Annotated in this window: 15 protein-coding genes; 4 read left to right on the top strand and 11 right to left on the bottom strand. The window is 70.0% G+C overall.

The annotated features are described in order from the left end of the window. The 4 genes from G4D83_RS35960 to G4D83_RS35975 all read right to left on the bottom strand — a co-directional run. Positions 1 to 1423: hypothetical protein (locus G4D83_RS35960; protein ID WP_163869420.1), on the bottom strand; the 1423-nt coding region annotated here is incomplete at its 3' end. A 65-nt stretch (positions 1424 to 1488) separates the two neighbouring features. Continuing rightward, positions 1489 to 2961 (bottom strand): ChaN family lipoprotein, encoded by a 1473-nt coding sequence (locus G4D83_RS35965; protein WP_240357009.1) that lies wholly within the window; start codon positions 2959 to 2961, stop codon positions 1489 to 1491. 89 nt (positions 2962 to 3050) lie between these two features. Continuing rightward, positions 3051 to 3530, bottom strand: a complete 480-nt coding sequence (locus tag G4D83_RS35970) for a ferritin-like domain-containing protein (RefSeq protein ID WP_163869421.1) — start codon at positions 3528 to 3530, stop codon at positions 3051 to 3053. 115 nt (positions 3531 to 3645) lie between these two features. Beyond that, entirely contained in the window at positions 3646 to 3951 is a 306-nt protein-coding gene (locus tag G4D83_RS35975; protein WP_163869422.1) for a PQ-loop repeat-containing protein, read from the bottom strand. 181 nt (positions 3952 to 4132) lie between these two features. Between G4D83_RS35975 and ligD the strand changes: the two genes are divergently transcribed. Further along, positions 4133 to 5362 carry a non-homologous end-joining DNA ligase gene (gene ligD, locus G4D83_RS35980; RefSeq protein ID WP_240357011.1) on the top strand — a complete coding sequence of 410 codons (1230 nt, stop codon included), beginning with the start codon at positions 4133 to 4135 and terminating at the stop codon, positions 5360 to 5362. Positions 5363 to 5440: 78 nt separating this feature from the next. Beyond that, a complete protein-coding gene (locus G4D83_RS35985) occupies positions 5441 to 6388 on the top strand; it encodes a DMT family transporter (protein WP_163869423.1) in 948 nt (315 codons plus the stop codon). 10 nt (positions 6389 to 6398) lie between these two features. Here the strand turns inward: G4D83_RS35985 and G4D83_RS35990 are convergent, their stop codons facing one another. From G4D83_RS35990 to G4D83_RS36015, 6 genes are all read right to left on the bottom strand, one after another. Then, on the bottom strand, positions 6399 to 6812 hold the full coding sequence (locus G4D83_RS35990; RefSeq protein ID WP_163869424.1) for a hypothetical protein: 414 nt from the start codon (positions 6810 to 6812) through the stop codon (positions 6399 to 6401). 66 nt (positions 6813 to 6878) lie between these two features. Beyond that, positions 6879 to 10619, bottom strand: coding sequence for an FG-GAP-like repeat-containing protein (locus G4D83_RS35995; RefSeq protein ID WP_163869425.1), 3741 nt, complete (start codon positions 10617 to 10619; stop codon positions 6879 to 6881). A 40-nt stretch (positions 10620 to 10659) separates the two neighbouring features. After that, positions 10660 to 12225 carry a hypothetical protein gene (locus tag G4D83_RS36000; protein ID WP_163869426.1) on the bottom strand — a complete coding sequence of 522 codons (1566 nt, stop codon included), beginning with the start codon at positions 12223 to 12225 and terminating at the stop codon, positions 10660 to 10662. Positions 12226 to 12230: 5 nt separating this feature from the next. Continuing rightward, a complete protein-coding gene (locus G4D83_RS36005; RefSeq protein ID WP_163869427.1) occupies positions 12231 to 13628 on the bottom strand; it encodes a DUF1501 domain-containing protein in 1398 nt (465 codons plus the stop codon). Positions 13629 to 13645: 17 nt separating this feature from the next. Next, complete coding sequence (locus G4D83_RS36010) at positions 13646 to 14323, bottom strand: hypothetical protein (protein ID WP_163869428.1); 678 nt, start codon at positions 14321 to 14323, stop codon at positions 13646 to 13648. Beyond that, positions 14323 to 16365 carry a DUF1585 domain-containing protein gene (locus tag G4D83_RS36015; RefSeq protein WP_163869429.1) on the bottom strand — a complete coding sequence of 681 codons (2043 nt, stop codon included), beginning with the start codon at positions 16363 to 16365 and terminating at the stop codon, positions 14323 to 14325. The genes G4D83_RS36010 and G4D83_RS36015 overlap by 1 nt, the downstream gene beginning before the upstream one ends. A 172-nt stretch (positions 16366 to 16537) precedes the next feature. Between G4D83_RS36015 and G4D83_RS36020 the strand changes: the two genes are divergently transcribed. Further along, entirely contained in the window at positions 16538 to 17095 is a 558-nt protein-coding gene (locus tag G4D83_RS36020) for a DUF420 domain-containing protein (RefSeq protein ID WP_163869430.1), read from the top strand. A gap of 6 nt (positions 17096 to 17101) precedes the next feature. Here G4D83_RS36020 and G4D83_RS36025 read toward each other — a convergent pair whose 3' ends face one another. Next, positions 17102 to 17692: a biliverdin-producing heme oxygenase gene (locus tag G4D83_RS36025; protein WP_163869431.1), complete on the bottom strand. Its 591-nt coding sequence runs from the start codon at positions 17690 to 17692 to the stop codon at positions 17102 to 17104. Positions 17693 to 17882: 190 nt separating this feature from the next. Between G4D83_RS36025 and G4D83_RS36030 the strand changes: the two genes are divergently transcribed. Further along, positions 17883 to 18623 (top strand): metallophosphoesterase family protein, encoded by a 741-nt coding sequence (locus tag G4D83_RS36030; protein WP_240357013.1) that lies wholly within the window; start codon positions 17883 to 17885, stop codon positions 18621 to 18623. The last annotated feature ends 20 nt before the right edge of the window (positions 18624 to 18643 follow it).

Here is an 18643-nt window from a genome sequence, read left to right on the forward strand (position 1 = left end):
GCTCACCCACGCGGATGGCCGGCGCCGACGCGTTCACCGCGCCCACGTAGAACACCCCGTGGTAGCCCTCCGAGTTCACCGAGTCCCACGTGTGCACGAAGTAGCGCTCGCCGTTGTCCTTGCCCTTCGCCTCGCGCACGCCGCAGTCCAGCCTGTCCCGCACGCCCTTCGAGTCCACCGAGCAGATCCACGCGGTGCCGGTGTCGTAGGCCATGTCCAACGCCACCACGTTGTCCAGCTTCTCCTTCAACAGCAAGCCCATGGGCCGGTGCTGCTTGTTCCAGGGCAGGCCCTTCTTGGTGCGCGAGTGGATGTTGCCCGACAGCACCACGTAGAAGCGCTGGGGCGCGGACTCCACCTGGTGGATGAGCGTGGCCGCCATCGCGTCCTCGCGCTGCTGCCCGTTCGCCTTCGGGTGGTCGAACACGACGACCTCCACGTCCAGGCCCCGCGAGCGCAACTGGCGCAACTGCTCCAGCATGTTCGCCATCGCCTCACTGCCACGGCCATCCGGATACGGGCTGCGCCAGAAGGGCGACTCCATCAGCTTCTGCCAGTCCTCCTCCCCGCCCTGGCTGTCCAGGAACGCATCCACCCGGCCCTGATTCTCCAGCGGCAACTCCAGCCCCACCGTCACGGGGATGCCCGCCACCGTCGACTGACAGGAGGTCTGCGCCACGAAGCGCGGCACCTCGCGGGTGCCGTGCAGCTCGCCCAGCATCAGCACCGCGCCCGGCTTCGCCTGCTTGCCCAGGCCGATGATGGGCAGACCACACTCCATGGAAATCTGCGACGGCGCCTCCTTCGCGTTCGGCGCCTTGGCCACCTGCACCGGCTTGGGCGCGTTCTCCTCCTTCGCCAGCAGCGGTGCCACCTCGCGGAACACCCGCCACTCCATCAACAAGTCTCGTTGGCCCTGAGCCGACTCGATGAAGAGGTTCTCTCCGCGCGGCGCATCGATGACCTCCTCCCAGTCCTCGGCGGTGGTGAGGGGCTCGCTTCCTCCCGACGTCGGCGCGGCGTCAGTCTCGCTGCTCCGCATGAGGTGCCGCGAGGGGCTCCAGTCCAACTGCCTGCCAGCAGGGGACAGCGTCTTGTTCGAGCTCTTGGTGATGCGGAAAATCTGGAGCTTGCTCGACGTGGGCGTCTCGCGTCGGCCCACCACCATGTACCGGTGGAAGAAGCCCGAAATCTTCGAGCCTCCGAACTCCTGCCTCCACTCCGTCTGCAGCACCATGCTGCCCTTGTCCTCACGGAAGGGGAGCTGGTTGCGCGTGAAGTAGCCTTGCACCTCCGGCCACATCTCGGCGAGCGGCCGGTCGTAGATGGCCTCCCGGTCCGGAATCTCCAAGTCACTCCGGTGGGCCGAACAGCCCGCCAGGCTCCAGGCCAACAACACCACCGCATACAGTACCGAGCGCATCCACCCTCCGGATCTCACGTTCCCAGAATGGAACGCGACCTGGAGGGTGGCATATCGCCCCCGAATCAGCGCGAGGACGCGAGCGTCCCTGCCTCCTGCATGAAGGGACTCTTGCTGCCCTCCTTGCCCGGGCCCTGCTCACCCACGCGGATGGCCGGCGCCGACGCGTTCACCGCGCCCACGTAGAACACCCCGTGGTAGCCCTCCGAGTTCACCGAGTCCCACGTGTGCACGAAGTAGCGCTCGCCGTTGTCCTTGCCCTTCGCCTCGCGCACGCCGCAGTCCAGCCTGTCCCGCACGCCCTTCGAGTCCACCGAGCAGATCCACGTGGTCCCCGTGGCGTAGGCCATGTCCAGCGCCACCACGTCGTCCAGCTTCTCCTTTAACAGCAAGCCCATGGGCCGGTGCTGGGGGTCCCAGGGCAGGCCCTTCTTGGTGCGCGAGTGGATGTTGCCCGACAGCACCACGTGGAAGCGCTGGGGGCTCGACTCCACCTGGAATGCCACCGTCGCCGCCATCGCGTCCTCACGCTGCTGCCCGTTCGCCTTCGGGTGGTCGAACACGAAGATGTCCACGTCCAGGCCCTGCGAGCGCAACTGACGCAGGTGCTCCAGCATGTTCGCCATCGCCGCGCTGCCACGACCGTCCGGATACGGGCTGCGCCAGAAGGGCGCCTCCATCAGCTTCAGCCAGTCCTCTTCCCCACCCTCGCTGTCCAGGAACGCATCCACCCGGCCCTGATTCTCCAGCGGCAGCTCCAGGCCCACCGTCACCGGCATGCCCGCCACCGTCGCCTGGCAGGCGGTCTGCGCCACGAACCGCGGCACCTCCTGCGTGCCATGCATCTCGCCCAGCAGCAGCACCGCGCCCGGCTTCGCCTGCTTGCCCAGGCCGATGATGGGCAGACCGCACTCCACCGCGAACTTCGACGGCGCTTCCTTCGCGTTCGGCGCCTTGGCCACCTGCACCGGCTTGGGCGCGTTCTCTTCCTTCGCCAGCACGGGCGCCACCTCTCGGAACACCCGCCACTCCATCACCATGTCGCGCTGGCCCTGCCCCGACTCGGCGAAGAACCCGTTCTCTCCCCGAGGGAACGCCAGCCGTTCCTCGGCGTCCTCGGCGCTCATCCCAGCGAGCGCCGGGTCGGCCCCGGGCCCCGCCAGACTCCGGCTCACCCCCCAGTCAATCTGGTTGCCCGGGGGCGACAGCGTCTTGTTCAGGCTCTTGGTGATGCGGAAAATCTGGAGCTTGCTCGACGTGGGCGTCTCGCGTCGGCCCACCACCATGTACCGGTGGAAGAAGCCCGAAATCTTCGAGCCTCCGAACTCCTGCCGCCACTCCGTCTCCAGCACCATGCTGCCCGTGTCCTCGCGGAAGGGCAGCTCGTTGCGCGTGAAGAACCCGCGCACCTCCGGCCACATCTCCGCGAGCGGCCGGTCATAGATGGCTTCCCGGTCCGGATAATCCAGCTCACTGCGATGGGCCGCGCAGCCCGTCACCATGAACGCACACGCCAAGACCACGACCCAGCGAACCATGCCGCCTCCAGGCAATCCCTGTCCGGAAGCCTAGAACGGCGGCATGTGTCTCACATATCGGACGGCGCAACCCCGCCCGCCTCCAGGGGTCAGGCCTGGACCTCGGAACCCTCATGGGCGGAGGCCCGCTCCCAGGGGCGGGTCCGGACGGCCTCGCGAATCCAGAGGATGTGGCGCCGCTCGTCCTCGCGGTGCCGTTCGATGAGCACACGCACGTCGGGGCTCCAGTCGAAGCGCAGCGCCAGGTCATAGGCCCGGTTGGAGAACTCCTCGTTGCCGAGCATGGCCACCAGCGCCGCCTCGGTGCCCATCATGCTGGACATCGCGGTGAGCCCCTTCATCGCCGCGCCCTTCAGGTCCGGCCGCAGGTCCACCGGTGCGCCACCGAAGTGGTGGATGAAGCCGTTGAGCTCCTGCACGTGGCGAAGGTGGTCGGCACGGAACCCGCCGAGCCGCTCGCGGACCAGCGGCTCCGGGATTCGAGCAAGCGCCGCGTCGTACGCGCCCACCGCATCCGCGTCGAGCTGGGCCAGGCTCCGCAGTCGTGCCACCTCGGACTTCTCGGCCATGTCGACTTCCTCCGCGCCAGGGTCGCGTGCAATGTGAGAAGCCTCTTCCCGAAGGCCAACCCGTCCCGGAAGTCCCAGGTCCGTTTGCCCTGATGCCGGGCAAGCGGGCAGCGGCTCAGACTGGAGGCCGCGCCGGACGCAAGGCGGGCGCGGCGGAGCGGCGCGCTCCGCGGCGGTGCTGGAGGACGATGAGCTCCCCGAGCACGGCGCTCACCAGCAGCAGCGCGTTCGTCACCACGAAGACCCAGTTGCGCACCAGCACGCTGTAGACGGTGAAGCCCAGGGACGCCGTCATCTGTCCCACGAAGAGCCACTTGGAGACGCCCTGACTGGAGCCTGACTTCCACTGCTTGTGGATCTGCGTTCCCAGGGTCATCAACAGAACGAAGGAACTGAACCAGCCCACGGCCTCGGTGCCCATGCATCCTCCCGGATACAGATGCGCACGCGCTCGCTCGCCGTCAGCCAGGGCGGACCGCACTCGCGCGAAGCCATCGGTGACGGGGCGAGCCGGAAGGGGCCTGGTCGGCTGGTGACTCTCCGCGCCGAGCCCGCGCCCGCTCGACATTGCGACAGGCGCTCCGGATGCCAACCGTTGAGACGTGAACCGCTCCAACGCACGACTCCGCGCCTACCGTCGCAAGAAGGCCGTGGCTCGCAAGGCAAGCGCTGGACGCCCGAGCCGCGCGGCGGCGGTGCCCCGGACGCCGAAGAAGCTGTTGGAGCGGATGGGTGCGCCCATGCTGGCGCGGCTCGCGCGGACCGAGGAAGCAGGAGATGACACCCATGTCTACGAGGTAGTGCGTGAGCGGCCCGCTCCCAGTGAGTCCAAGGCCGCCCACACGACACCTCGTCGCACGAAGCAGCGCGCGGCCTCCTCGCGGTCGACACGCACGGGGACCCGCCGTGCCACCGGAGAGCTGCGTGCACCCCGGGCGCAGGTCGCAAGGACGTCCGCACCCGAGCGCCGCGAGGAACCCGAGGCAGGGCTCGCGAAGCTCACCCACGGTGACCGCGTCCTCTTCCCTCGCACCGGGCTGACGAAGGCGGACGTCTTCGCCTACTACCGCGAGGTGGCGCCGCTGCTGGTGCCCATCCTCACGGACCGCCCCATCTCCGTGCAGCAGTGGCCCGCGGGAATCGCCGCCCCGGGCTTCTTCCGGCACGAGCTGTCTAGAACTCCCTCCTGGGTGCCCACGCTGAGCGTGCGCCATGTGGAGAAGTCCCTGCGACACGTGAATGTGAACGGCGAGGAGCCCCTGCTCTGGCTCGCCAACCAGTCCGCACTCACGTTGCACATGTGGCTGAGTCACGCGCCCAAGCTCTCGCAGCCGGACTTCCTCGCCATGGACCTGGACCCAGGCAAGGGGGGCTGGTCCGACGTGGTGACAGTGGCGCTCGCGCTCCGCGAGCTGCTCGAGGAGCAGGGCCTGGAGGGCTACCCGAAGACCTCCGGCAAGCGCGGCCTGCATGTCCTCATTCCACTGGCGCCGGGACACACCTACGCGAAGGTCCAGGCCCATGCGAACGCGCTGGCCCAGGCGCTGGAGGCCCGGCTGGGAGACCTGGCCACCACGGTGCGCGGCATCGAGGCGCGCAAGGGCCGGCTCTATCTGGACGCGGGCCAGAACGCGCGCGGCAAGACGGTGGTCGCGCCCTACTCGCTTCGCGCTCGCGAGGCCGCGCCCTTCTCCGCGCCCCTGAAGTGGAGCGAGGTGACTCGGAGACTGGACCCCGCGCGCTTCAATCTCCGCACACTGAAGAAGCGCCTGGACGCCGTGGGGGACTTGTTCGCCCCCGCGCTGAAGCACCCGCGGCGGTTGCCTGACTGACGCCCGGTCGCCTGCCCTCCCTCGCACGTGAAGCGCTTCGGTGCACGCGCCCGAAGCGGGTGCTATGGCGACGCCACCATGGACTCCGCCACCGCATCCGGCACCGTGAAGCCGGCCGGCCCGCTCAAGGTCGCCCTCGCCTACTGCACGTGCTTCGTGTTGTGGGGCTCCACCTGGTCCGTGGTGAAGGTGGGCCTGGAGGACCTCCCGCCGCTGCGCTTCCTCGGCACTCGCATGCTGGTGGCGGGACTCTTCCTGCTGCCCTTCGCGCGCGCACGGGGACGGGTGGACGCACGCACCGGAGGGCGCATCGCCGCGCTGGGCCTGCTCCAGCTCGCCGTGCCCTTCGGCCTGCTCTTCTTCGCGCAGCAGTGGATTCCCTCGAGCTGGGCCGCGCTGCTGTTCTCCACCTTCCCCCTGTGGCTGCTGCTCATCGGGCGCGTGCTGATGCCGGACCAGCCCCTGACGCCGGGCAAGCTGCTCGCGGCGGGCCTGGGCGCGGTGGGCGTGGGAGTGCTCCACGCCTCGGGCGTCGAGGGCCTGGAGCTGTCTGGCAAGGTGCTGCTCGGCGTTGTGCTGACGCTGGTGGCCGTGGCCGTCATCGCCGTGGCCAACGTGCTGGCCCGGCGATACATGGCTCATGTCCCCGCGCAGATACTCGTGTTCGGCCAGACGCTCAGCAGCGCGGTGCCACTGCTCGCGCTCTCCTTCCTGCTGGAGTCGGGCTCGCCCGGAAACTGGACGCCGCGCGCGCTGGGCGCCGTCTTCTACCTGGCGGTGTTCGGCACGGCCTTCACGTACCTGTGCCTCTACTGGCTCCTGCCGCGCATCTCGCTCACTGCGCTGGGCGCGATGGCCCTGCTCGACACGCTGGTGGCGGTGGTGCTGGGCGTCGCCTTCCTCGGTGAGCCCTTCACACTGTCGCTCGTCGTGGGCGGCACCCTCATCCTCGGGGGCGCCGCGCTGGCCAACGCGCTGCCGAAGGAAACCGCGCCTCGTCCCGCCGACGAGGGCACGTCTCACTGAACCACGGGCTCTACCGCGAGGCGTTCCGCGAGCGGTGCTCCTGAAGCCACGCACGGGCCTCGTCGAGCGTGTCCACGTAGCGCACGTCGAGCGGACGCCCACCGCTGAGCATGGAGCCCACCATCAGGCTCTTGGTGGTGGCCTTCTGCTCCAGCGCCGCGCCGATGTAGACGATGCCCAGGAACCAGTCCGCCTTCGCGTGGTCCACCAGGTAGCGGCGGGACTCCGGACTGAGCTGCGAGTCGGTGATGTCCGCCGCCAGGTAGAAGCGCCCGTCAGCGGACAGCGTCTTGTAGAGACCGCAGGACCAGCGCGAAGTGTCCTCGGTGATGGCCCCTCGGAAGCGCGCCCAGAGAATGTCCGGCGCTTCCAGCCACGCACGCTGCTCGCCGTGACTCCACTCCTGCTCCCAATCCCTTGCCATGAGACTCCCGCGATGAGGCCGGGCCCAGGATAGGCCCGGCCGCGCGCGGTTCCCAATGGCCCCGCGCTAGAAGCGCAGCGGCAACGCGAACGCTGTCCCGTTCTGCGTTCCTGTCCGGAAGCTCCGGGGTGCACCGATAACCATTGTTGGCGGGGTTCCACCCGAGCCCGGCACGAGCGCGAGGTCCTGCCCCACCTGTGCTCGCTCGGCGCCGTCGCCCACAATCGTGAAGTACGGCGAGAGCGCGCCGTTCAGGTTGGGCGCGCCTGCGTAGACGAACACGGCGCCACCACCATCCGAGGCCTCCGAGGCGCCCGGCGCGCTCACCACCAAATCAGGAACGTTGTCGCCCGACAGGTCCACGTTGCCCGCCAGCGCCGTGCCGAAGCCCACCGCGCGCGACTTGTGCACCAGCACCACCGGCGTCAGCCCATCTCCGAAGGCGCCCAGCACGAGCGGGCTGCCAGCGGCCTGCTTCTTCGCCATCTCCGTCGTGAGCTGCGCCTTGTCGAAGAGCAGGACGACGGGCTGGGTGACGCCGTTGAAAGGCACCGCGGTGGCGCTGATGGCCAGGAAGTCCCGCTGGTCCCCCGTCGTGCCGCCGGCGTTGGCCATGACCTTGCCCGCGCGGGTCATCGCCAGGCCCAGGCCGAGGTTGTTGAGCTGCACCTCGCTGTCGCCCGCGATGCGCCACACCGTCGCGGTGGTGCGACCGCCGCAGCGCCCACCGGCCGCGTTGTAGCCGAAGAGGATGGCCACGCCGGAGCGAGCGCCTTCCGCGTACCGCCACGCGAGGTCGTCGCAGCTGTCCCCGTTGATGTCCCCCAGCGACGTCGGCGCGCTCGTCTGGAGGGCCAGGGAGGGCCAGGAGTAGACCGAGTCACAGGTCATGGTGAGCTTCGTCAGCGAGGCATCGTCCGGAGCCCGGCCCAGGAACACCTCCATGCCCCTGTCGCGCAGCACGCCTACGTCCTCCTTGCCATCGCCATTGAAGTCGAAGCCGCCCACCAGTCCGCGACCCAGGGCCGAGCGCCTGCACTTCGCGTCCGTCTCCGGCGTGCAGGTGGGAATCAGCAGCGGCGCCCACACGCGATAGGCGGGCTTGAACGAGCCATCCGCCTGCCCCAGCGACACCAGCACGCCGCCCACGGACTGGGTGCCCGTGGTGAGGCACTCGGGTCGAACCGTCTGGTACGTCGACGCCAGCTCCGCGCTGTTGCTGGCTGGCACGACGAAGCCCTGCGCGCCCACCACCGAGTCCGGCCGACCATCGCCATTGAAGTCCGTGAAGGCCACGTCGATGCCCACCGTGCGGCCCGCCTTGTGCGGGGAAGGCGCGCCCTCCTCGACCACCACGGCGGGAGCGGCCCGGGCCACCTCGCGCACGTAGGCCCGGCCGATGGACATGGCGTCACCATCACCGTTGGCGCCCGCACCCGACCAGCCCGGCGCGCCCAGCAGCGCCACGGCCCCCTTGGGGCCCACCGCCACCGCCACCTGCTCGCCCACGCGCTCCACGCTGGGCTTCGCCGGCACGTTGGCGCTGGTGCGCGCCCACTCCGCCAGCGAGGCGCCGCCTCGGCGGAACAGCTCCACGCGGCCGGTGAAGGCCCCCTGCTCGGACGAGGAACGACCGGAGAAGGCCGCCAGCGAATCACCCTCGGCCAGGCGCCACACCGCCAGGCCCGAGCCCAGGGTGTCCGACTTCGCCGCGCCATTGAGCGCCGTCAGCGACTTGTTGATGACCGCGCCTCGGGTCAGCGTCGACAGGGGATACACCAGCACCTTGCCGCCGAAGCGCAGCGTGGTGCCGCCCGGCCCGGGAGGCGCGGCATACGGCGCGCCCAGCACCAGCTCCGGACCCGGCGTGCCGTCCACGTCGAGCACCGCGAAGCTGCGTCCCGCGACGACACCCGCCGTGTCCCCGTAGATGCGCGCGAAGGCCTCCTCGCGCTTCACCTGGGGCGGCGTGATGGCCGGGTCACCCGTGGGCGCGTAGGCGCTCAAATCGAACAGCAGCGCGCCTCCCGAGTCCGCGCCGGAGCGCACGCCGCCGCTGGCGGTCAGGTCCGGCGAGTCCGCGCGGTCCGCCACCGCCATCAGCAGGGGTGGACGCGTGTCGTCTCCGGCGATGGCGGCCAGGCGCCACGTGCCCTCATTGGAGTCCGCGAGGTTCGCGGGCAGCACGTACACATCCGGGCTCGCCCTGAAGCGAATCCCCTCGGAGCGCGCGAAGAAGACGGAGATGGCCACCTGCGTGCCGGAGACGGCGCCTTCCGCGGTGTAGCGGGACACGCGGCTGAGCGCGGCGATGTCCAGGCGCCCGTCCTTGTTGAAGTCCGCCGTCACCAGCGCGCGGCCCAGGTCGGAGCCGGTGCGCGCCATGGGCACGCCCGCGGGCGACAGGTCCGAGCCACCCAGGCGGATGGTGGGCAGGTCCGGCACCGGCGCGCTCGGCGTGGCCAGGTAGATGTCCACGGTGCCGCGCGCGCGGATGGTGTTGCTGGGCGCCAGGTCTCCCGCGGGAGAGCCCACCACCAGGTCCACCTTGCCGTCGCCATCCATGTCGGCCACGGACAGGCCCGCGCCGAACGCGGCATCCCTCAAGAGGCCGGCGAGCTGCAAGCGCAGCGGCGCGGGCGCTCCACCCTTGAAGGTGTAGAGGTACACCGCGCCCGCGTTGCTCGTGGCCACGTCGGCGCCCGGCGAGGACACCACCAGCTCCGCGCGTCCGTCACCGTCCAAGTCACCCGCGGCCAGCGCGTCACCGAACTGCGCGGTGTCCGTGTCGCCCGTGAGCACCCACAGCGGCTGGGCCTCCAGGCCCCCACTGCCGCCCTTGTAGATGAACACGGCGCCGCCCGTGGGCCGGCCCATGTCGCTCTCGCGCTGGCCCACCGCGAGGTCCAGCGTGCCGTCACCATCGAAGTCCGCCGTCACCAGGGTGGCGGCATCCGTGAGCCGGCCGTGCGCCAGGCCCGGCCGCGTCAGCTCGTCCAGCACCACCACCGTCACCGACGCCTTGTCTCCGGTGAACGGGTCGGCCGCCTCGAGCACCGCCGCGCCCGTGTCGCCCGCCAGGAAGCCGATGCGTCCGGCGGCAATCGTCCCGGGGCCCGACACCTTCGTCCACACCACCCTGTCACTGCCACCGCGCGTGGCCAGCGGCACGGAGGAGCCCGAGGGCACCGCGAGGAACGCGGGCGCGCCGTTGAGCCGGGCCGTCTTGCTCACCTCGTACTGGAGGATGGCCTCGTCGCCCGTCTGCGAGTCGAGCACGGTGATGAGGTCCAGCCCCTCGGTGGGGCCCGCCGTGTAGAGGCCGTCGGCGGAGAGCGTGCCGCCGGAGAGGCTCTGCGTCAGGTTGTACCGGGCGGAGCCCAGGAGGCCCTTCGCCGCCACCTGGAAGGACGTGCCCGGTCGAAGCTGCGCGCGCGCCGGCGCGACGTCGAAGAGCGCCGTCACCTCCAGCGTGGTGCGGGCGTCCCCCTCGCAGCGGGCGTCCTCCACCACCAGCGTGTCGGTGCCCGGGGTGTGCCCCGCGATGAAGCGCTGCGCTCGCAGCTCACCGGACGAGCCTCCCTCCTCCAGCCGGTAGCGATACTGCCCGCTGCCACCGGAGGCGATGAGGGACACCGGACTGCCCACGCGAACGCGAGGGGGCTCGGCGCGCAGGGTCAGCGGAGCGCGGCCCGTGCACTGGTCCACCTCCGGAGGAGGCTCGTTCTCACGCGCGGGGTCCAGGTCGTCCGAGCAGGCCGCGACGAGGAGCGCGAGGAGGGGGGCCGCGCGAGGGAATCGAATCATGGTGTGCCTCGAGGGGGTCAGGCGGGTGCGACGGAGGGCTTCAGGGCTTCGCGCCGGACGCGGCCCAGCGCTGGATGAGGGAGATGAGCTGAGGGTCCAACGGACCATCCGCGGGCATGCGCTGGTCTCTCACCGAGGCGGTGATGAGCGGCGCATTCTCCTTCCACAACTCGTACGTGTTGAGCGCCCGGCCGGGGCCGGTGGAGTGGCACTTCTCGCAGCGCGACAGGTAGATGGGCTGGATGTCCGTCGCCCAGCTCAACGCCACCGTGCTCACGGGCTGGTAGTCGAACGGCACCAGGCGCCTGGCCTCGGTGCCATCCAGGAAGCGCGCCACCACGCCGAGCGCCTGACGACCGGCCTCCAGGCCCGCGAAGGAGTACGGCTTCGGGGTGCCGTCCGGCTCCTGGCCTCCCAGGCTGTACACCGGTCCTTCGCCCGTGGCGGGGAACTCCACGCCGCCCACCTGGAAGACGACGGCTTCGGGATTCACGCCGGTGGGCATCACCGCGCGCACCACCAGCCCGTCCTCCACCACCTGCATGCCCTGATGCAGTCCCGTCACGCGCGGCGCCGGAGAGCGGCTCACCGCCACCGTCTCGCCGCCGAGCTGCACCCACGCACAGCCGCTCTCGTCCGCGGACAGGAAGCGGAACTCGCGCGTGTCGATGCCCTGCGCGAGGCCCCACTCGTTCGCGTCCGCGTCGTACAGGAGCAGCGCGTCGCTCGACTTCACCCACAGGAAGCGGCCCGACGCGAGCAACTGCACCGGCCGCTGCGGCAGGGACACCCGACGCCAACCCTCTCGCGGCCGGCGCAGCAGGCCCTGGTTGGTGAGCAGCCACAGCTCTCCGGCGGTGCCCAGTCCCGGGCCCAGTCCGGCCAGCGACTCCACGACCTCGCCCTCTTCGAGCGGAGCGCCCGCCTCGCGCACGTCGAAGTGCACCAGGCTGGTGGCCACCGCGACGTGCAGCTTGCCGTCACGCAGGAACCACACGCCCGCGGAGCCCTCGGCCGTCGGGGCCGCCGCCAGCGCGGTGATTCCGGTGAGCGCCTCGCCCTTCACCTTCAGCGCGGACAGCGTGCCGTCGCGAAGCTGGAACAGGCCCGTGGGATGCGCCAGCCACACCGCGCCGTCCGCGGACTGCGTCGTCGCGGTGATGCCCAGGCCCAGCGCGTCACGCCACGGCGGGGAGATGAGCCACCCCGACTCGGCGAGGAAGAGGCCGTTCCGAGCCTCCACCAGCGCGCTGTGCGGCCCCATGCGGAACACGGCGTTGACCGTGCCCAGCTCGGCGCTGTTGCCCGGGTGGGGCGCGAGCGCTCCCAGCGAGCCGTCCAGCCGGATGCGGACGACGGTGCCGGTGGTGTTGGCGAAGATGCCGCCACCGGACTGGTCCGCGAAGCCCGGGGCCGACGCCAGCGCCGTCTTCGACCGGACCTCGACGGGCCGGAAGGAGACGGGCCGAGGCCGGTCCAACGGGAGGGATTCGTCGCCGCACGCGGTGAGGAGGACGGCGGCGCAGAGAGGAAGGAGACGAAGAAGAACGGGGGCGGCGGACCGCCCCTCGTCCATCTCCCGGGGGGCTCGGGGATGGGTGCGCATGCGGCTCAGGCGAGGATGGGGCGAAGGGGATTCACGCGGGTGATGCTGTAGTCCAGGCCCGCCGACGCCAGCACCGTGGCGATGATGTGCTCGGGGAAGATGTTCTCACCCCGGGGGTCGAGCGCGCCGGTGCGCAGGTCGAACGTGCCCGGCGACATGCCGATGTCCCCGCTCTTGCCGAAGACGTAGTTGTGCTTCACGCCCGCGCCCATGAGCATGCAGGAGTTGGAGATGTGGTGGTCTCTGCCGCCCGCGCTGTTGATGAGCGGCGTGCGGGAGAACTCGGAGAACACCATGATGGTGGTGTGGTCCATGAACGTCCCGCCCGACGGGTGACCGCTGGCGCGCAGGTCGGCCACCAGGCTGGCCAGCGCGTCGAAGCCGCGGCGCTGGTTGTTCGCGTGGGTGAGCTGGGTGCCGAAGTGCGTGTCCAGGCCGCCGGTGAGGTTGATGGTGAGGCACTGGGCGATGCCCCGCTTGAGCGCGGTGCCCACCATGGCGGCACGGCCCGCCTCGGTGTCGTACCGGCCGCTCTGGTCCAGGCCGTAGGCGGCCCGGACGGCCGCCATCTCCGGGGTGTTGAGCTCGAACTTGAACGACTCCTCGAGCTTCTGGGCCATCACCTGCTGCATCTGGTCCCGGCTGTTCTGGTACGTGGTGCCCACGCCGCGAGCGCCGTAGGCGGCCTCCTCGCAGGTGATGGGCTGGCCCCGGAAGTCGACCAGTTGCTTCTCGATTTCGCTGTCCAGCATCTGCGAGCTGGGCTTGAGCGTGAGCAGCAGGTCGTCCTTGCGGCTGACGCGCAGCGCGTTGGCGTAGCCGGGGTAGCGGTCGTTGTACGACTCCACGTTGAACGCGATGTTGGAGATGGGCACGCGGGGCTTCATCTGCCCCACGATTTCCGTCGCCGTGGAGGAGCCGCGCGCCGCGCTGCCGATGGGCATCTTCCCGGTGAGGAAGTAGCGGTAGCCCACCTCGTGGCCCAGCGTGTTCATGTTGATGCCGCGCACCACCGTCATCAGGTCGAAGTGCTCCGACAGCTTGCCCACCGCGGGCCCGAAGTCGATGTTGGACCGGCCCACGCCCGACTTCTCCGGGCGCAGGGGGATGGCGGAGAAGCGCGCATCGTTGATGAGGTTGTAGCCCGGCAGGATGCGCGTCTCCGCCGCGCGGTCCGCGGTGAATTCGTCCGGGTCCTTCGGGTCGAAGGCGAGCAGTTGGTCCCACCCGCCGTTGAAGTACACGAAGACGAAGCAGCGGTCGGCCGGGGCCAGCGAGGCCGCCTGCGCGAAGGAACGGAAGGGCAGTCCACCCAGCAGCGTGGAGCCCATGAAGCCGGCCGCGGCCTTGAGGAAGGTGCGGCGCTCGGGACGGTGGTTCTCGTCGAGGCGATTCTTCTTCATCGAAGTCACTCCGAGCTTCAGTAGGTGATGAACCGCGAGTCGGTCAGCATGGCGATGCACGTCACCGCCAACGCGTCCGCGCGCCGCTTGGCAGTCTCCGCCCGGGCCGAGGCCTGGGTGAAGAAGCCGGCCCACTTCGTCAGCTCCTCGCCTTCCAGGGGCGCACCCCAGAAGCGCAGGGAGTTGTAGACGAGGAACTCTCGCACCTGCGCATCCGTCAGCTTGCGCAGGTCATCCCAGGTGCCCGGCAGCGTGCGCGACAGCGTCCGCTTGGAGGCATCCGCCTGCTTCACCTCATCCGCCGCCTGGGCGATGCACACGAAGCGCGCGCCATCCTCCAGGAACTTGGCGAACACCAGGTTGGGCTCGGTGTTCTCGCTGGAGACGAGGGCGAAGTCGGCGCGGCCCAGGGACGAGGCGCGCGCGTCGATGCCGTCGCCACCGTTCACCCAGCGGCGGCCGACGGCCTCCAGGATGGCGGCGTCGAGCTGGGAGACGGTGAGGCGGCGCGGGGCCCGGCCCACGCTACCGCCCTGCTCTTCCGGGTCCGGCAGCGGGTCGAAGTCCCCGGGCTGGTGGGGGTTGGCGACAGGTTCGAGCTGCCCGTCCAGGGTGGGACCGGGCTTCTCTTCCGAGGACTTGTTGCAGCCGGCGCTCAGCGCGAGCAACGCGGCGGTCAGGAGCACGCGGCGCATCAGTCAATCCTCCGGTAGGCGTCGGTCGTCACCACGCGCTCGATGAGCGCCTTGAAGCGGTGACCATTCTTCGCGAAGTCGCTGGCCAGCGGCGCCAGGTACATCCGCTGCTCCTCGGCCGTCATCGGGCGGCCCAGGAACTCGTTCCACACGCGCTTCACCGTGCAGCGCTCGAGCTCGCCGGACTGGTACATGCGCTCGACGAGCAGGCGCGGGCCCGCCTCGATGTTCTGCTCCTCGTCGGCCGTGCGGTACAGGTACGTCTTGAGCATGCCGAGGCTGCTGGCGCCGTCACCGTCATACGCCTGCATCACGTACTGGGAGCACTCGCCGCCGCAGTTGGTGTCGCCGTTGATGGCGCAGTCGCGGCACTTCGGGTCGAAGCGCGGGAACTGGTCCGGAGGCAGGAACTGCGCGGCGCGCTCGGCGTAGCGGCCCCAGTGGGCGCCGGTGGGCTCGATGGTGGCGTGGCAGTAGTTGCAGCCGCAGCGCTTGGCCAGGTTGTTCTCGCGGTTGCAGGCATCCTCGGGGTTGGGCAGGGAGGCCTCCGAGCCCGGCACGAAGGTCTTGCAGAGGAACGCCTCGTAGAACTCGGCGACGCGGGCCCGGTGGGTCGGGAACCGGTAGAGGAACCCGGGCGTCGTCAGCACGCCGGAGTGTGACTCATCCCGGGTGTATTCCTTCCAGTTCGCCATGTCGTTGTAGGCGATGGCCGGAATCGACTCCAGCGCCGCCGGAGCGGTGGCGCTGAACACGCCCACGCCCTGACGCTTCCGGTAGAACTCCGACAGCGTGCCGTTCACGAACGAGCGGCGCGTGGTGAGGATGTTGTAGTAGGGCTCGTCGCGGCGGACGACCGACTCGGCGATGCGCAGCGGCTCCTCGTTGAAGGCGGTCACCCGCGAGTCGTGCACGTTGCGCACGTAGAGCGGGTCCGTCGTCGCGCCGATGGCCGGCACGCCGCAGCGGCGCATGCCCTCGCCGCAGCCGCAGCTGCGGTCATTGGCGAAGCGGGCCGTCTCGCAGGACTCACGCGTCCAGGGATTCTGGTCGCGCTCCTGGGCCTCGACGGCGCACACCTTCACCGTCGTCGGCGCGCCCTCGGGGGCCCAGTAGCCGGCGGGCTTCGTCACGAAGCCCTCGCGCTGGATGCAGCCGCGCACCGGGGCGTAGGCGCCCTTGACGTTGTTGTTGAGGTTGAGGTCCAGCGTGCAGCGCTTGAGCGTCAGGAGGTTCGGCTTGGTCTCGGGAGTCGGATGGTCGAAGGACACCACGAAGCCGTTGGCGTCCGTCGCCTCCACCGTCAGCGCGGCGCCAGGCTTGCCGGGAGCCTTGTCAGGCGTGCACAGATACGACTTCACGGTCGCCGCGGCGCCGCGGTTGTCGCAGAAGTAGCGGTACTTGCCCCAGGCGTTGGACGCGGGCAGCGCGGCGAGCTCGGCGCAGGTCGTCACCGCGTTGCTGGTCGCGACCGCCAGCTCCGGGCAGCTGTAGTAGTTGGTGTCGTAGTCGTAGCTGACGGGCATGGGCACGCCCATGTCGTCGGTGCACTTGGTGCGCGGCACGGCCGTGAGCGGCGCGGCGTGCGGGTCCTGCATCGTCGTCAAGCAGCTGCTCTGCTCGATGTCGGAGTTGCAGGACTGACCGTTGACGCCTCGCAGCGCCGTGGACGGATTGTTCGCGAAGCCGAAGGCGGCGGTGGTGCCGTTGCCTCCCAGCCGTGAGTTGCCGTTGTCGAAGATGCTCGCGCTGATGTTCGAGCGGAGGAGAGCGCGGTGGAAGTTGCGCACGCGCGCGTAGAACGACTCGTCATTCATCATGGCGCGGACGTCCTCTTCGGACACCGAGCCCTTCGCCTGGACAGCCTTGTACTCGTCCCAAGTGGGCGGCCGACCGAGCAGGTCGAGCGTCAGCTGCCGCAGATGTCTTTCGGGGCGGACCTTCGCGACGGGCGCGCAAACAGCGGCCTCATCGGCGGAGGCTGGCAGAGCCAGGAACAAGGCGGCGCCAGCCAGGGTGGCAAGGCAACGCTTGCGGAGCACGGGGAACCTCCGTGGAGGGGGGGGGTCGGGGGCGACCGTAACTGAGTATGCAAGAATTACCGGGAGAAGATCCAGCCGGCCTAACAGAATCCTTCATCCGACATGTCGGCACAGCAATGTATCGCTACTGTGTCGGTTGCATCGGCGGACGTGTCGCGGGAGATAGGGGCGCATGTCGAACGCCACCTCTGCTCCGCTTCAGCCCCGAGTGAGTGACCGGGCTTTTTATGTCTTCACCGGTGTCGTCTCCGCGGCGGCATTGGCATTCATCGCGTGGATCTTGATGGGCCGACGCAGCGGTGTGGAGGGCGTGGACTTGCGCTTCCTGCCGGCCGTCAACGCGAGCCTGAACGCGACGGCGGCGGCGCTGCTCATCGCCGGCTGGGTGGCCATCAAGCGCGGCGCGCGGCGCGTGCACCAGTACCTGATGGTGGCGGCCTTCGTGGCGTCGGCGCTGTTCCTGGTCTGCTATCTCACCTACCACTACGTGCACGGCGACACGCGCTACGTGGGGGACTGGCGGGGGCTGTACCTGTGCATCCTGGCCAGCCACGTGTTGCTGTCCATGGGTGTCGTTCCCCTGGCGCTGGTGGCCTTCTACTTCGCGTGGCGCAAGGAGTTCCCCCGGCACCGCAAGGTGACGCGGTGGCTGGCGCCCATCTGGGTGTACGTGTCGGTGACGGGCGTGGTGGTGTACTTCATGCTGCGCGGCGGCCTGACGTCCCTGTAGCGCCGCTCAAGGCAGCTCGCCACGGAGCCAGCGCTCGAAGGCGTCGAACGTCTCCTGGGCGCCCTTCATCACGCGGTCATCGAAGGTCGGGTCGGCCGCGTCCACGGACGCACGCGTGAGCACTTCGCCAAACGCGCGCCACCGGGGGCCCACGTCGTCTCCGTAGGCGCGGAAGAAGACGAAGTCGCCCGCGGGGGCGCCCTCGAAGTGGCGGCGCAGGTGCCGGAGGATGAGCTGGCCTCCGAGCGTGGCGCCCTCCAGCACGTAGCAACCTCCGAGCGCCTCGGGCAGTCCCGTCAGCGGCGGTGGCTCCGGGCACTTCGGCAGCCGCGCGAGCGAGGGCGTGTCATGCCCGAGCCCACGCAGGTCCTCCTCCAGCCACGGCACCTTCACCCGCTCGCGCATGAGCAGGTCGGGCAGCGCCAGGTCCAGCACGGTGGTGAGTCGCGCCTCCACGGGGAGATGGAAGCCGTGGAGCGCCTCCAGATGGCGGCGATAGCCTTCGAGCGTCAGCCCAGGCTCCAGCAGGCGCACAGCGGACTCGGCGCGCTCGTGGTGGGGGCGGGTCTCCGTCTTGAGTCGCTGCGGCAGGGACACGGTGAGACCAACATGGCCTCACCCAGGCGCGGAGGGAATGGCTAAATCCCAACGGGGACCAGAGGGAGCCCCTGTCAGGAACGTGGGGAGGCGGCCGACCGGGGGCGCCATGCGAATCCTGACGTTGGACGAAGTACCGAGTCATAGTTGGCCTTATCAATCCGCCGCGCCGCGAGGTGGCACGCAGACTGTGTGGTTTCCCCTGCTGCGCGGCACGGTGGACACGCTGCCGGATGAAGTCTCCGCGCTGCTGGTGCTCTCCGACCTCCAGGGCGTGGCCCCGCATGCGCTCCAGGACGGCGCGGTGGCGTTGCTCGGAGAGGTGCTCGCCGACGAGCTGGCCATCCTCGGGGAGTTGGGCGAGCTGCCGATGCCGGGAACCATCGGCGTGGTGCTCGCGGGGGACTTGTACTCGGACGCGAATGCGAACGTGCGCGGAGCCTCCGGTGACGTGCGCGCCGTCTGGCAGGCCTTCGCGGAGCACTTCCGCTGGGTGGTGGGCGTGGCCGGCAACCACGACACGTTCGGCGGCGCGCGCGAGCAGGCCCGCTTCCAGCAGCGCCCCGGCATCCACCTGCTCGACGGAGACGTGGTGGACCTGGAAGGCCTCCGAGTGGGGGGCGTGGGCGGCATCATCGGCAACGCGGACAAGCCGGGGCGGCGCGACGAGGCGGAGCACTTGCGACAGCTCGGCGCGACGTTGCGAGAGTCACCGGAGCTGCTGGTGCTGCATCAGGGGCCGGACGTCGAGGGCACGCGCCTGCGCGGCAGTCCCGTCATCCGGGAGTGCGTCAGCAAGCGCAAGGGACTGCTGGTGGTCTGCGGCCATGCCCATTGGGTCACCCCGCTCGCCACCCTCCAAGGCGACGTCCAGGTGCTCAACGTGGACAGCCGCGTCGTGCTGCTCGAACGCGCTCGCGCTTCGGCTTGAGCGCGGCGGTCCCCGGTCTC

Origin of the sequence: Myxococcus eversor (assembly GCF_010894455.1) — a bacterium.
GTDB lineage: Bacteria > Myxococcota > Myxococcia > Myxococcales > Myxococcaceae > Myxococcus > Myxococcus eversor.